The organism is Legionella hackeliae (assembly GCF_000953655.1).
GTDB lineage: Bacteria > Pseudomonadota > Gammaproteobacteria > Legionellales > Legionellaceae > Tatlockia > Tatlockia hackeliae.
The window spans coordinates 2,266,614-2,280,196 of record NZ_LN681225.1 but is presented as its reverse complement, the minus strand read 5'-3'; the positions used below and the strand labels follow the sequence as shown (position 1 = coordinate 2,280,196).

The window sequence follows — 13,583 nt, the reverse complement described above, 5'->3', positions numbered from 1 at the left end:
CTGATGGGGTCAAGGAGATAGATTATGTACAAAAGAGTGTTATTCGCGACAGATTTTGATGAAGTAGGAATAAAAGCAGCTCATAAGGCAAAAAAAATTGCTGAAGAAAATGGAGCGGATTTACTCTTGGTTCACGTTGTTGAACCTATTCCCGCTTATGCATACCCAGGTTTTGCAGGATTTGCTGAAGTTGAGGTTTCAATTCGTGAGCAAGCTGAGAAAGAATTGTCAGCATTAGCTAAAAAGCTAGGGGTGGACAGTGCACATTGCATGATTGAGTTTGGTTCTACAAAAAATGAAATTTTGCGTGTTGCCAAAGAAAAGAAAATTGATTTAATTGTTACAGGAAGTCATGGAAAACATGGCTTAGCTTTGTTACTCGGCTCAACCGCCAATGCTATTTTGCATGGTGCTGAGTGTGATGTACTTATTGTTCGTCCTAAAGTTGACTAATGAATTATCATCTCTGACTAACCCACTTTTCTCATTGTCATTTCCTTATAGGTAATGACAATGAGCAATTTGTTTGCATTGAGTCTTTATAATTAAGCAATCTCTAGTGTTTCTTCCTTAAGTGATTTCACAATAGCTGGTCTTTTATGGAGGTTAGTAAAGTAACCTGGTAAGTGATCCCAGCCTGATAAGTCAATTTTAAAGTTTTTTGCCCACAATAACATAACGAACATATAAGCATCAGGTAGGGTAAATTGTTCGCCCATAAGAAATTTATGTTTTAGGTGTTTATCAATATATCCTAATTTAGTTTTAATCATGGGGATGTAAACTTTGTCTTTCATCTCTTGAGGAATAGTTGGATTAAAGAGATTTGAAAAACTCTTATGCAGCTCGGTGGTGATGAAGTTTACCCATTCAAGAATTTGGTAGCGCTTAAAATCACCAACTGGTGGTAATAGATCACGAGCTTGGAATTTATCGGCCAAAAATTGTTGAATTACTGCATTCTCAGTGAGTATTTGACCGTCTAATTCCAGAGTGGGTACTGCACCCTTCGGATTGATTTTTAAGAAATCTCGATCTTCTTCGGTGCGTTTAGTTTTTAAATTGACTGCTTCATAGTCACAATCAATACCAATTTCATTAATTACAATTCTTACTGCTAGAGAACAAGCTCCTTTTGTGAAAAATAATTTCATGGTAATCCTTATGAGTTTATAGGCTTCTCATTTTTACCTTTTTAATTTTATTAGTACAAGAGTTATTAGATTATTATTGTTTTCAGCAATCAGGGTGTATTGATATTTCATCTTGAAGCCATGTCCCTTGCCTGTCGTGGTATCCCAGGGATACCGTGGATAAATCACGGCATGTCGGTAATCTAGGGGATTCTCAAGAGGCCCTGGCTAGTCGCGAAATCCATTTAGTCCACGTGCCGCGGCTCGTCCGCGGTATCCAGGGATATTGTGGATAAACTGCGGCATATTGATATTTTATAGTGTATTGAACAGACCTTAGATTTTGCTGGTTTTATTACCAGTTCGATTACTATTCACTAGCGAGATTTGTCTTAAATCAAGCCTGCCAATAAGTGACATCATCGTGGTATTATTTATTTTCCCACTTTTTCTTAACGCGCGTAATTCCTGACGTGCCCCTTCTAAACCTGCTAAGCGTAACTCCAATTCAATCTCCAAGGCTAATTTATTAGAGTCGCTTTCCGCTTCTACAGCAATATTCGATGCGAGGAATTGATTGAGTGTCGCCAGGATAGTATTTCCCACTTGCTTACAGATGTCGGCTTCCGATTCATTCATTGTTTCGCATAACTTATCCATCTTTTTTTCAATGGCTTTAATACCGGCATCTACTGCAGAAACAATCGCTTCTTTCTCTTCATCATTCGGTGAGTTTTTAATTAATTCTTTTAATCCGGGTAGAAGTAACGGAAGTATTACCATACTGACCAATAAAGAACAAAGAATTACGCCCACTGCTATTGTTATTAATAAATCATGCTCAGGAAAGGGTGCGCCATCGGGCATTAAGGTTGGCAGCGAGAGAATTGCTGCCAGGGCTATTGCTCCGCGCACGCCACCCAGTGATATTACAGCAATGACACGTAAGTGAGGACGATGCCAGGCTTTGTGACGATGGCGAGCAATTAGTGCTTCAAAAGGCAAAGTTAAATAAATCCATGCAAAACGTAAGGCAATAATGGAAAAAGTGAGAACAAAAACAATGAAAGCGCAGTGAGGAAAACTGCTACCTGTGTGGGATAATAAGTCATAAGAATTTGCGATATATATCCCTAAAAGAATAAATATGGCGCCGTTTAAAATGGTTTCAATCATTCCACGAACAAAATGACCTTCGATCCTCATTGTGGCAAGTGTTCTATCCAAAAAACCCGCGTTATCAATAGTAAATCCTGCTGCTACCGCAGCTAGTATTCCTGACACTTCAAATTTTTCTGCAACAAGATAGGCAGTAAATGGTAAAAGAATAATTAAAAGATTCTCTGCAGCTGTTTCTTGGGGGTGACCAATGTTAAGCCGCCCCAAAAGAATGATAAACAGATAAGTCATTAGCGCCCCAATGGCAAGCCCGCCCAAACCAATGAGTAATAAACTAAAGCCCACATTGGTGAATGAAAAAACACCGGTAAGCATAGCAGTGACTGCGAATTTAAAGGAAACAAGTCCAGAGGCGTCATTTAAAAGAGCCTCACCTTGTAGAATGTGAAGTATTCGCTCAGGAATAGGTGCGTTGGCAGCAAGAGATCGCAGCGCGACTGCATCTGTAGGGGAAAGAGCGGCTGCCAATGCAAATGAGGCAGGCAAGGGTATCAATGGAATTAACCAATGAATAAAATATCCCATTCCAATGACTGTAAAAAAAACCAGGCCAATAGATAACATAATGATGGGTCTGGTATTGGATAAAAATTCTCGCTTGGGAAAACGCCAACTATCAATAAAAAGAAGTGGAGGGATAAACAACAGCATAAAGAGCTCTGGATTAAATTCGACTTGGGAGCCTGGGAAAAAAAAACCAATTAAAGCACCAATGCTTATCTGGATGAGTGGGGCTGGTAGTGAAGGAATTAACCGCCTAATCATTTCTGCAATAACGAGTAAAAATAAAAATGTAAGGCAAATTAATGCATTTTCCATGTTCTAGAACTCCGATCCCGTTTTAATGGGTGATATAGAGAACAAATTAATTGCTCTTGCTGTGGATAGCAACTGTAATTTTTTTCATTTATTAATATCAAAGGAATTACACTCCAAATTGCTTGTGTTCTAGTGCTATAGTAAAAAGATATTTTATCTGCAAGATGGTTTGGTGCCTACAGGAATATTTGAAGCTATGAAAAAGAAAAGCAGTACACTTGGAGCCTTATTGATACTTTCAACGCTTCTACTTTCTAACTGTGGCGATAAAAAAGAAGCACCTCAGGACACGCCTGAGGTTGGAATAATGACTCTAAAAGAAGAGCCCTTTGTTTTGACTACAGTCTTGCCTGGACGCACTCGCCCTTATCGTGTGGCTGAAGTAAGACCTCAAGTCAGTGGTATTATATTAAAACGGCAGTTTGTTGAAGGAAGTGATGTTAAAGAGGGGCAATCCCTCTATCAAATTGATCCCGCTCCTTATCAAGCCGCCTATGACAGTGCCAAAGGCGATTTGGCTAAAGCAGAGGCTACTGCTGAAATTAATCATCTGACAGTAAAACGATATAAGCCACTATTAGGTACAAATTTTGTAAGCCATCAGGATTATGATACAGCTGTTGCTAATGCAAAGCAGGCAGATGCTACAGTTGTGGCGGCCAAAGCATCGTTAAAAACTGCTCATATTAATCTGATTTACACCAAGGTGATTTCTCCGATTAGTGGACGTATTGGTAAGTCGTCTGTAACAGAGGGAGCTTTGGTTACTGAAAATCAAACCACACCATTATCTACTGTCCAACAACTTGATCCAATATATGTTGATGTGACTCAATCAAGTAGAGATTTTTTACGATTGAGACGTGAATATGATCAAGGTTTTTATAAAAAAAGTACAAAAAATATAGCAGTCGAATTAATTTTAGAAGACGGTACTCTCTATAATCAACAGGGGGAATTGGAATTTTCAGATGTGACAGTTGATGAGACTACAGGGGCAATTACTGTTCGCGCCATTTTTCCAAATCCTGATCATATCCTTTTACCCGGAATGTTTGTTCGTGCTCGATTAAAAGAAGGCACCAAAGAGAAAGCAATTCTTGCTCCACAACAAGGCATCACCCGCAATCCACGCGGTGAAGCCACTGCCTTGGTGGTTGATGCAAACAATAAAGTTGTTCTGCGGGAAGTTAAAGCAGTACAGGCTGTTGGTGATAAATGGCTTGTTACCAGTGGCTTAAAAGCAGGAGACAAGATTATTGTATCCGGACATATGAAAGTTAGACCGGGTATGACAGTCAAATTCATTGAGGTAAAAGCTGATGAAAAAACTTAAGCTTTTCCGGTAAATAGGATAAAAAAAAGGTATATTAACAGATGTCTAATTTTTTTATAGACAGGCCTATTTTTGCATGGGTTCTAGCAATTCTTGTGAGTTTAGCAGGATTTATTGCCATTTTTAATTTACCCATCGCTCAATACCCAAGCGTTGCTCCGCCGGCTATTGAAATTCAGGCAACTTATCCAGGTGCTGATGCTGCTACGGTTGAAAACACAGTAACCCAGGTTATTGAACAAAACATGAGTGGCCTTGATAAATTAATGTATATGTCTGCTCAAAGTGATTCCTCTGGTACTGTGACTATTACACTCACTTTCGATGCCAGTGCTGATCCTGACATTGCTCAGGTGCAGGTACAAAATAAATTACAGTTAGCAATGCCAAGACTCCCGCAAGAAGTGCAGACACAAGGTATTAATGTCAAAAAATCAAGTAGTAGTTACCTGTTAGTCATTGGGGCAATTTCTGAAGACGGTAGTATGGATCAATATGATCTTGCAGATTACGTGGCTTCAAGTATTCAAGATCCTGTGAGTCGTCTTAATGGTGTCGGTGATGTGGAATTATTTGGGGCTCAATACGCGATGCGCGTCTGGCTCGACCCGCATAAATTAAATAATTTTCAGTTAATACCCTCTGATGTGCTTCTTGCAATTCAAGCGCAGAATAATCAAGTTGCAGCAGGTCAATTAGGTGGAACTCCTTCAGTAAAAGGTCAACAACTTAATGCGCCTATTATTGCGCAAACGCGTTTAAAAACCCCTGAGGAATTCGGTAATATTTTACTTAAAGTGAACAAAGATGGTTCCATTGTTCGCTTACGAGATGTTGCACGGATAGAATTGGGCGGAGAAAATTATTCGACTATTTCCAGTTACAATGGCAGACCCGCTGCTGGTCTAGGGGTAAAACTTGTTGTGGGCGCCAATGCTATTGAAACAGCGAATGCGATTAAACAAGAAATTGCGGAAATGGCCCCTTATTTCCCCAAAAGTTTTAAAATAGTCTATCCCTACGACACCACACCTTTCGTAAAGCTATCGATTAAAGAAGTGGTAAAAACGCTTTTCGAAGCAATTATCCTTGTTTTTTTAGTGATGTATCTTTTTCTTCAAAACATTCGCGCGACGTTGATTCCAACAATTGCAATACCTGTTGTATTGTTAGGAACCTTTGCCGTTCTGTCGGTTTTCGGATTTACTATCAACACACTAACCATGTTTGGTATGGTGTTGGCGATAGGATTATTGGTTGACGATGCCATCGTTGTTATTGAAAACGTTGAGCGTGTCATTGTAGAGGAGAAGTTAAATCCCAGGGAGGCGACACGTCGTTCTATGGGACAAATCCAAGGTGCATTAGTAGGAATTGCTACGGTATTGTCTGCAGTGTTTATACCCATGGCTTTTTTTGGGGGCTCAACGGGGGCAATTTACCGTCAATTTTCAATTACTATTGTCTCTGCAATGATTTTATCCGTTCTCGTTGCATTAATATTAACTCCTGCATTGTGTGCAACCTTATTAAAACCCATTTCCGAAGGTGAAATAAGTCATCGAAAAGGATTTTTTGGATGGTTTAATCGCAATTTTGAACGAGCCGTGCATGGTTACCATAATGCAGTTCAGAAAATTCTGTTCCAAACTGGGCGTTATTTAATTATTTATTTGGTGATAATTTTGGGGGTAGGGTATTTATTTTTAACATTGCCCTCTTCATTTCTACCCGAAGAAGATCAGGGGATGTTATTAACAATGATTCAATTACCTCCTGGGGCTACGCAACAGCGGACACAAAAAGTTGCCGATAAAATTACCGAGTATTACCTTACTCAGGAAAAAGACAATGTCATTTCAGTATTTACTGTGGTTGGTTTTGGTTTTAATGGACAAGGACAAAATAACGGGATTGCTTTCGTCACATTAAAAGACTGGGAAGAGCGTCAAGGTGATGAAAATAAAGTAGGCAGCATTATAGCGAGAGCCACACAATCTTTTTCACAAATCAAAGATGGATTGGTTTTTCCTTTTAATTTACCAGCAATTATTGAAATGGGAACAGCAACAGGTTTTGATTTCGAACTTATTGATAGGGCAAATTTAGGCCATGAAAAATTAACAGAGGCTCGAAATCAGCTCCTGGGGATGATAACAGATTATCCAGATACTTTAATTCGCGTAAGACCTAACGGCCTTGAAGATTCACCTCAATTTAAACTCAAAATTGATCAGGAAAAAGCAGAAACACTGGGGGTTTCTATTTCTGATATTAATCAAGCTATCTCAACCAATTTAGGGAGTACTTATGTCAATGATTTTATTGATAGAGGGCGAGTAAAAAAGGTATATGTTCAAGCAGATGCCAGATTTCGAATGCTACCCAATGATATCAAAACCTGGTATATCCGCGGGCGTGACGGACAAATGGTCCCTTTCTCGGCATTCACAGAGACAAGCTGGACATTTGGCTCACCACGCCTTGAACGTTATAACGGATTACCCTCAATGGAAATTCTGGGTGAAGCTGCCCCAGGGAAAAGTACAGGGGAAGCGATGAATTTGATGGAAAAATTGGCCTCGAAACTACCACAGGGCATAGGTTACGATTGGACAGGGATGTCTTTTCAAGAACGATTATCAGGTGCCCAAGCCCCAATGCTTTATACAATTTCATTAATTGTCGTTTTTCTTTGCCTGGCAGCGTTATATGAAAGTTGGTCGATTCCCTTTTCAGTGATGTTGGTTGTACCTTTAGGAGTAATTGGCGCATTACTGGCCACTTACCTCCGTGGTTTGAACAATGATGTTTATTTTCAGGTAGGTCTTTTAACAACGATTGGTTTAGCCGCCAAAAACGCGATCTTGATTGTCGAGTTTGCAAAGGATCTCATGGAAAAGGAAAAGAAAGGACTTATCGAGGCCACACTGGAAGCATCGAGGATGCGTTTGCGTCCAATTTTAATGACGTCCATGGCATTTATCTTTGGGGTTTTACCTTTGGTTGTGAGTAGTGGTGCAGGCTCTGGCGCGCAAAATGCAGTAGGTACCGGAGTTGCAGGTGGAATGCTGACTGCAACTATCTTAGCTATTTTCTTTGTGCCGGTATTCTTTGTGGTGATTCATCGGCGATTGACAAGAGACACTGGAGAATAAAATTACCGTTTTCTCTTAGTGAGATAACACGATTTCTGATGACAAATTAATTTATTTGTATATAATGTTGCCATGTTGTCTGATGATAAAAATCCATGCAAGCAAAAACTGAGAATGTAGAGAGTCCCGGGATTAGTTTGAGAGACTTAGAAAACAAATTTCGAACCTATACATTGGATTGTGGTTTTTTTAGAGCAAGACAAAGAGTTAAATTTGATGATGCAAATAATCTCACTACTTTCGAGCAGTTACATCGCGAAACGATTAAAGAAGTTAACGAACAAATAGCTTTTGTTGGCGCTCAATCTGTACAAGCCAAAAAGTTTGGCGAGGATGGAACTGATCTTTGTATGCGAATGAATAATGAGATAGGTCGACAACGTAAATACATTCAAAGTTTAGAAACGCAATTAGCAGAGAAGCAATTAATAGCAACTCTCCACTCATTAAATGCAGATCAGTTGTTTGAAGAGACGAAAAGTAACAAAGCGGCCGCACTTCTTGTGGCTAGGATCCCTGAGTTTGCAGCCAAAATTGCTAACTCACAATTGCCACTTCTTACTCACCAAGACCCTGAGCTGGTTAAAGCGTTCACAACAGTCTTAACATCGCGCGAATATACGCTTGAGGCTGCAACTGTGTATGGCTCATTTAGGAAATTGGTTGATCTGGAGTCCGATAAGTTATTTATTGATAATCAAGAAAATGAAAGTATTCGTCAATTGCTAGTAAAAATTTCCGAATATCTTGAGAAAAAACTAAACACCTCTATCCAAATGAAAACTATTCCTTGGTCATTGGGTTATTTTGGATCTCGCCATAAATTGATGCATAAAAATCAATCTATTGCTGTGCCACAAGGGATCTTTGAATTAAAAACGCAGTTGCAACAGCTTGAAAAATCGTCGCCAAGACAAATATTATCACATATACAAGCTACAATTTCTAAGAAGATGGATAAGATTTGCGATGAGTCTGTTCTTAATCAGATTAAGCGTTTTATCAGTCACCTTTTTGGCTATCATCAATCGCAAGATACCAGGCAAGACTATCAGTATTTAAATGAACTGCTGCCAGGAAGGCGCCCGTAAAAAAATATCATATAGCTTTAACGAATAATTCTAGATTAGTTTCGCAATCTGTTTGTAAACTCGGTATAATCTTTTCTTTTTATTATTGATAATGAATGAAGCTGCTACGTGGGTTAGAGAACATTCCTTATTTTTCACAAGGCACTGTTGCAACGATTGGCAACTTCGATGGAGTGCATCGTGGTCATCAAGCGCTATTAGCAAAGTTACGCTTGCAAGCTGACCGGATGCAATTACCCTTGGTGGTTGTGTTATTTGAGCCACAACCCGGTGAGTTTTTTCGTAGTTCACAAGCGCCAGCAAGATTGGCAACCCTTCGCGAAAAATTAGAAGTACTCAAGCGCTGCAATGTCGATTATGTCTGTTGTCTTAAATTTAATAATAAACTGGCTTTGATGGAAGCTGAGGATTTTGCGAGACATTATTTTTTCTCCTTACTAAAAGTTAAGTACTTATTGGTGGGTGAGGATTTTCGCTTTGGCAGACAGCGACAGGGTGATATTCACTTGATTCAAAGAATCGCTCAGGAACAAATGGCTCGGATTGATGTATTTCCTGCGGTTTCTATCAATGGAGACAGAGTAAGCTCCACAAAAATTAGAGAAGCACTAGCCAGCGGCAAGTTAAATTATGCGTCTTCACTTTTAGGCAGAACCTATAGTCTTTGTGGGCGAGTCATTAAAGGGGATGGGCGTGGCAAGCAGTGGGGGATACCCACCGCTAATTTGAGTACACAAAGGCTTGCTTTGCCCTTAAAGGGAGTGTTTTGTATTCAAGTCAAAAGAAAAGGGGCATGGTTGAAAGGCGTGGCAAACCTTGGGAGTAGACCTACTGTTGACGGAACTAAAAATGTCTTGGAAGTGCACCTTTTTGATTTTGATGAAAGTTTGTATGGAGAGATGTTGCAAGTATTTTTCTTGCACAAATTACGAGATGAGATTAAATTTTCTTCAGTAGATGCTTTGATAAAGCAAATTCATAATGATATTAATGCTGCTAAAGAATTTTTTGCTGGTCCAAACCTAATTCAAATTTAACGCTTTTAACAGAGTAGATGAAATGGCAGAGTATAAAGATACCTTAAATTTACCCGATACAACGTTTCCGATGAAAGCTAATCTTGCTCAGCGGGAACCTCAAATGTTGGCTGAGTGGGAGTCTAAGGATATCTATAAAAAGATTAGACAAGCACATGAAGGATGCGAGCGATTCGTTCTTCATGATGGTCCTCCTTATGCTAATGGTCATTTACATTGTGGGCATGCCCTTAACAAAATTTTGAAAGATATCATTAATAAATCGAAAAATTTTAGTGGTTTTGACACACCTTTTGTTCCGGGTTGGGATTGCCACGGCTTGCCTATTGAACTTAATGTGGAGAAAAAGATAGGTAAAGCGGGTGTAAAAGTAAGCGCTAAAGAGTTTCGATTAAAATGTCGTGAATATGCTGCCAGCCAAATTGATATTCAACGTGACGAATTTAAACGCCTAGGCGTTTTTGGTGATTGGGCACATCCTTATGCTACCATGGATTATTCTTATGAAGCCAACATCATTCGGGCTTTAGGAAAAGTGATCGAAAATGGGCACTTGCAGCAAGGTTTTAAACCTGTTCATTGGTGTGTTGACTGTGGTTCTGCACTTGCTGAAGCCGAAGTCGACTATGAGGATAAAACCTCCCCTTCGATTGATGTGGCTTTTTCAGCAATCAATCCTGAAGAGATTCTAAGCAAACTATCGCATGATTTGGCTATTAAACCCACCATAGTACCTATCTGGACCACAACGCCATGGACTTTACCAGCTAATGAAGCTGTTTGCTTGCATCCTGAGATTGAGTATGTATTGATAGATACCAATGAACACTATTTCCTGGTTGCAGCAGAACTTGCTGAGTCAGTAATGAAGCGTTATGGAATTGAAAATTACAAGCTAATCGGACACACAAAAGGTAAGCATTTTGAAAGGATTCCTCTACAACATCCTTTTAATGAAAGACAGGTTCCTATTATTTTAGGAGAGCATGTAACAATTGAAGCGGGTACAGGCTGTGTTCATACAGCACCTGCCCATGGCCCTGATGATTATCAGGTAGGCTTGGCTTATGACTTACCCTTGATTAATCCTGTCTTAACGAATGGTTGCTATAGCCAGGATGTTCCCTTGTTTGCCGGTCTTCCTGTCTCGAAAGCCAACGATAAAGTTATCGATGTTTTGAATGAGCGTCATGTACTTTTACACAATGAATCAATTCGTCATAGCTACCCTCATTGTTGGCGGCATAAAACACCGATGATTTTTCTTGCAACGCCACAGTGGTTTATTGCGATGGATAAAAATGGGTTACGAAAGGCGATCTCAACTGTGATTAACGAAGTAAATTGGGTACCAGATTGGGGGAAAGCTCGTATTGCCAATATGGTGGAAACACGTCCTGATTGGTGTATTTCGCGGCAGAGAGCCTGGGGTACTCCAATGACCTTGTTTGTCCATAAAAATACACGTGAGTTACATCCTGCCTCGGTTGAGCTTATTGAGAAAATTGCTGCAAAAGTAGAGCAAAAGGGTATTGATGCCTGGTTTGATTTGAATACTGACGAGTTCTTAGGCAATGACGCTGAACATTATGAAAAGATAACCGATACACTAGATGTATGGTTTGATTCAGGAGTGTCTCACTATTGTGTGTTAAAGCAAAATGCTGAACTGGGGATTCCTGCCGAGATCTATTTGGAAGGCTCTGATCAACATCGCGGTTGGTTTAATTCATCATTGACTACGGCTGTGGCCATTTATGGACATGCACCCTATAAGAATGTGCTCACCCATGGATACACAGTAGATGCGGAAGGACGAAAACTGTCAAAATCCAAAGGAAACTATGTTGCTTTAGATAAGCTAATTAATCAGCATGGAGCTGACATTTTACGACTATGGGTTTCTTCCACTGACTATCGTCATGAAGTCAGTATTTCCGAAGAAATTATCAAACGCAATTCAGATGCTTATCGACGTATTCGTAATACAGCGCGATTTTTATTAGCGAATTTATTTGATTTCACTCCCGACGAACATCGTGTTGAAACCAGTCAATTGGTTGAACTGGATCGTTGGGCTATTAAGCGTACCCAGCAATTACAAGAAGAGATACTGGACGCCTACAAAAATTATCATTTCCATGTGATTTATCAAAAAATTCATAATTTCTGCGCCGTGGATATGGGAAGCTTTTATCTGGATGTCATTAAAGATCGCCAATACACGACAGCCACAAATAGTATTGCCCGACGCTCTTGTCAGACGGCAATGTTTCATATTATTCATGCTTTGACCCGCTGGTTGGCCCCCATTTTGTCGTTTACAGCAGAGGAAATTTGGCAAGTTATTCCAGGAAAAACAAGTAGTTCCGTATTTGAAGAGCGTTGGTATAAAGAGTGGCCAATGATTGCTGATATGGACATGGCGTTTTGGCAGCGTTTGCAGGACATTCGCGATGAAGTAAATAAAGCTTTGGAGAATCAGCGTAAAGAAGGTGTCATCGGTTCTGCTTTGGCTGCCGAGGTAACTATTTATGCAAATGATGAAACCTTATCTCTACTTAATAAATTAGGGGATGAGTTAAGATTTATTTTGATAACCTCTGCGGCCAAAGTGGAGCGTTTAGGAAATTGTCCTACCCCGCTGGAAATTGACTCTGAGTTAGGGGTTGCAATTGTTGTGCATCCCAGTGAACATGAGAAGTGTGAGCGTTGTTGGCATAGACGTGAGGATGTTGGGTATGACACTAATCACCCAACATTGTGCCAGCGCTGTGTGGGAAATATTAGTGGACATGATGAAGTGAGACATTACGCATGAGAAAATGGCCTTGGTTTTTATTAAGTATTGGAATCGTTGTTGCTGATCAATGGACAAAGTATTGGGCTGCCACAAATCTAATCCCTTACCAACCAAAGGCTTTACTTCCAATGTTGAACTTTACCTTAGCCTTTAATTCGGGAGCTGCTTTTAGTTTTTTAAGCGGTACTGGTGATTGGCATCGTTGGTTTTTCGCAGGTTTTAGTGTGTTAATGAGTATTTTCTTAATAGTCTGGCTAATTCGCTTACCAGTAAAAGCCAGGCTGCAATCTTGTGCTGTTGGTCTTATTCTCGGTGGTGCAGTAGGGAATTTGTACGATAGAGCCATCTTGGGGCAAGTAACGGATTTTATCGATCTCTACTACAAAAACCACCATTGGCCTGTTTTCAATCTTGCAGATAGTGCCATTTGCGTTGGTGCTTTTTTGTTACTGGTGGATTTATGCAAGAACACCAGTCGATAAAGCCTGAAGTTGTTTGCTCTCAGGATTTAAAATACTGACAGCTGCTACCGCCGGTAAACTTAAGTAATGCTCTGCCTCGTCCCATTCGACTTCTGCCGGGAATAACCTGAGCATCGGTAAGCATTTGTTCAATGAGGCACAAATTGCCAAGTTTGCGGGGTAGGGCCTTGCCTGGTGATATCCTAGTGCCATTACTTGCATGGCTTCAGAAATGGTGGCAATCCCTGGAAGATAATTCATTGAATAAATGGCTGCCGTTTGCGCAATGGCTGGTAAAAAGCCTGGACTAGAAGCAAAGTGAACACCGGCTTGATAACTGTCTTCTAGTTGTTGTGTTGACGTGATATTTCCAGCACCAATACGCAGGGCGGGAAAATCATTTAATACTTTTTTTAGGATCTCTTGCTCGCTGGTATTAATTTCAACAACAGCAAAGCCTACTCGAGCAATTTGTTTGAGTCTGTCAAACAAAAAAGCATCAACATCTAAAGTTATAATAATTGATTGATTATCAAACAATTTGTCAGTCATCATGATTCATTCGC

10 protein-coding genes are annotated in these 13,583 nt (G+C 40.0%); 7 read left to right on the top strand and 3 right to left on the bottom strand.

All coding sequences use genetic code 11. The features are described from left to right. The first annotated feature begins 24 nt into the window (after window positions 1–24). Window positions 25–453, top strand: a complete 429-nt coding sequence (locus LHA_RS10065; protein ID WP_045106426.1) for a universal stress protein — start codon at window positions 25–27, stop codon at window positions 451–453. 92 nt (window positions 454–545) lie between these two features. Here the strand turns inward: LHA_RS10065 and gstA are convergent, their stop codons facing one another. Next, window positions 546–1,154: a glutathione transferase GstA gene (gene gstA, locus LHA_RS10060; protein WP_045106425.1), complete on the bottom strand. Its 609-nt coding sequence runs from the start codon at window positions 1,152–1,154 to the stop codon at window positions 546–548. A 315-nt stretch (window positions 1,155–1,469) separates the two neighbouring features. Further along, window positions 1,470–3,131 (bottom strand): Na+/H+ antiporter, encoded by a 1,662-nt coding sequence (locus LHA_RS10055; RefSeq protein ID WP_045106424.1) that lies wholly within the window; start codon window positions 3,129–3,131, stop codon window positions 1,470–1,472. 196 nt (window positions 3,132–3,327) lie between these two features. Here LHA_RS10055 and LHA_RS10050 point away from each other — a divergent pair, with 196 nt between their 5' ends. The 6 genes from LHA_RS10050 (at window position 3,328) to lspA (ending at window position 13,038) form a co-directional block, all read left to right on the top strand. Beyond that, a complete protein-coding gene (locus LHA_RS10050) occupies window positions 3,328–4,467 on the top strand; it encodes an efflux RND transporter periplasmic adaptor subunit (protein ID WP_045106423.1) in 1,140 nt (379 codons plus the stop codon). A 41-nt stretch (window positions 4,468–4,508) separates the two neighbouring features. Next, on the top strand, window positions 4,509–7,625 hold the full coding sequence (locus LHA_RS10045; protein WP_045106422.1) for an efflux RND transporter permease subunit: 3,117 nt from the start codon (window positions 4,509–4,511) through the stop codon (window positions 7,623–7,625). Window positions 7,626–7,720: 95 nt separating this feature from the next. After that, a complete protein-coding gene (locus LHA_RS10040) occupies window positions 7,721–8,716 on the top strand; it encodes a hypothetical protein (RefSeq protein ID WP_045106421.1) in 996 nt (331 codons plus the stop codon). 95 nt (window positions 8,717–8,811) lie between these two features. After that, complete coding sequence (gene ribF / locus LHA_RS10035) at window positions 8,812–9,753, top strand: bifunctional riboflavin kinase/FAD synthetase (protein ID WP_045106420.1); 942 nt, start codon at window positions 8,812–8,814, stop codon at window positions 9,751–9,753. A gap of 22 nt (window positions 9,754–9,775) precedes the next feature. Next, entirely contained in the window at window positions 9,776–12,574 is a 2,799-nt protein-coding gene (gene ileS / locus LHA_RS10030) for an isoleucine--tRNA ligase (protein WP_045106419.1), read from the top strand. Next, window positions 12,571–13,038, top strand: a complete 468-nt coding sequence (lspA, locus tag LHA_RS10025) for a signal peptidase II (RefSeq protein ID WP_045106418.1) — start codon at window positions 12,571–12,573, stop codon at window positions 13,036–13,038. The genes ileS and lspA overlap by 4 nt, the downstream gene beginning before the upstream one ends. Here lspA and LHA_RS10020 read toward each other — a convergent pair. Next, window positions 13,015–13,572, bottom strand: coding sequence for a multidrug DMT transporter permease (locus tag LHA_RS10020; RefSeq protein WP_045106417.1), 558 nt, complete (start codon window positions 13,570–13,572; stop codon window positions 13,015–13,017). The two genes, lspA and LHA_RS10020, sit on opposite strands and share 24 nt — an antisense overlap. Window positions 13,573–13,583: the final 11 nt, after the last annotated feature.

Coding starts and splice junctions, on each gene's coding strand:
- LHA_RS10065 (WP_045106426.1), top strand. CDS start 25: ATGTACAAAAGAGTGTTATTCGCGACAGATTTTGATGAAGTAGGAATA.
- gstA (WP_045106425.1), bottom strand. CDS start 1,154: ATGAAATTATTTTTCACAAAAGGAGCTTGTTCTCTAGCAGTAAGAATT.
- LHA_RS10055 (WP_045106424.1), bottom strand. CDS start 3,131: ATGGAAAATGCATTAATTTGCCTTACATTTTTATTTTTACTCGTTATT.
- LHA_RS10050 (WP_045106423.1), top strand. CDS start 3,328: ATGAAAAAGAAAAGCAGTACACTTGGAGCCTTATTGATACTTTCAACG.
- LHA_RS10045 (WP_045106422.1), top strand. CDS start 4,509: ATGTCTAATTTTTTTATAGACAGGCCTATTTTTGCATGGGTTCTAGCA.
- LHA_RS10040 (WP_045106421.1), top strand. CDS start 7,721: ATGCAAGCAAAAACTGAGAATGTAGAGAGTCCCGGGATTAGTTTGAGA.
- ribF (WP_045106420.1), top strand. CDS start 8,812: ATGAAGCTGCTACGTGGGTTAGAGAACATTCCTTATTTTTCACAAGGC.
- ileS (WP_045106419.1), top strand. CDS start 9,776: ATGGCAGAGTATAAAGATACCTTAAATTTACCCGATACAACGTTTCCG.
- lspA (WP_045106418.1), top strand. CDS start 12,571: ATGAGAAAATGGCCTTGGTTTTTATTAAGTATTGGAATCGTTGTTGCT.
- LHA_RS10020 (WP_045106417.1), bottom strand. CDS start 13,572: ATGATGACTGACAAATTGTTTGATAATCAATCAATTATTATAACTTTA.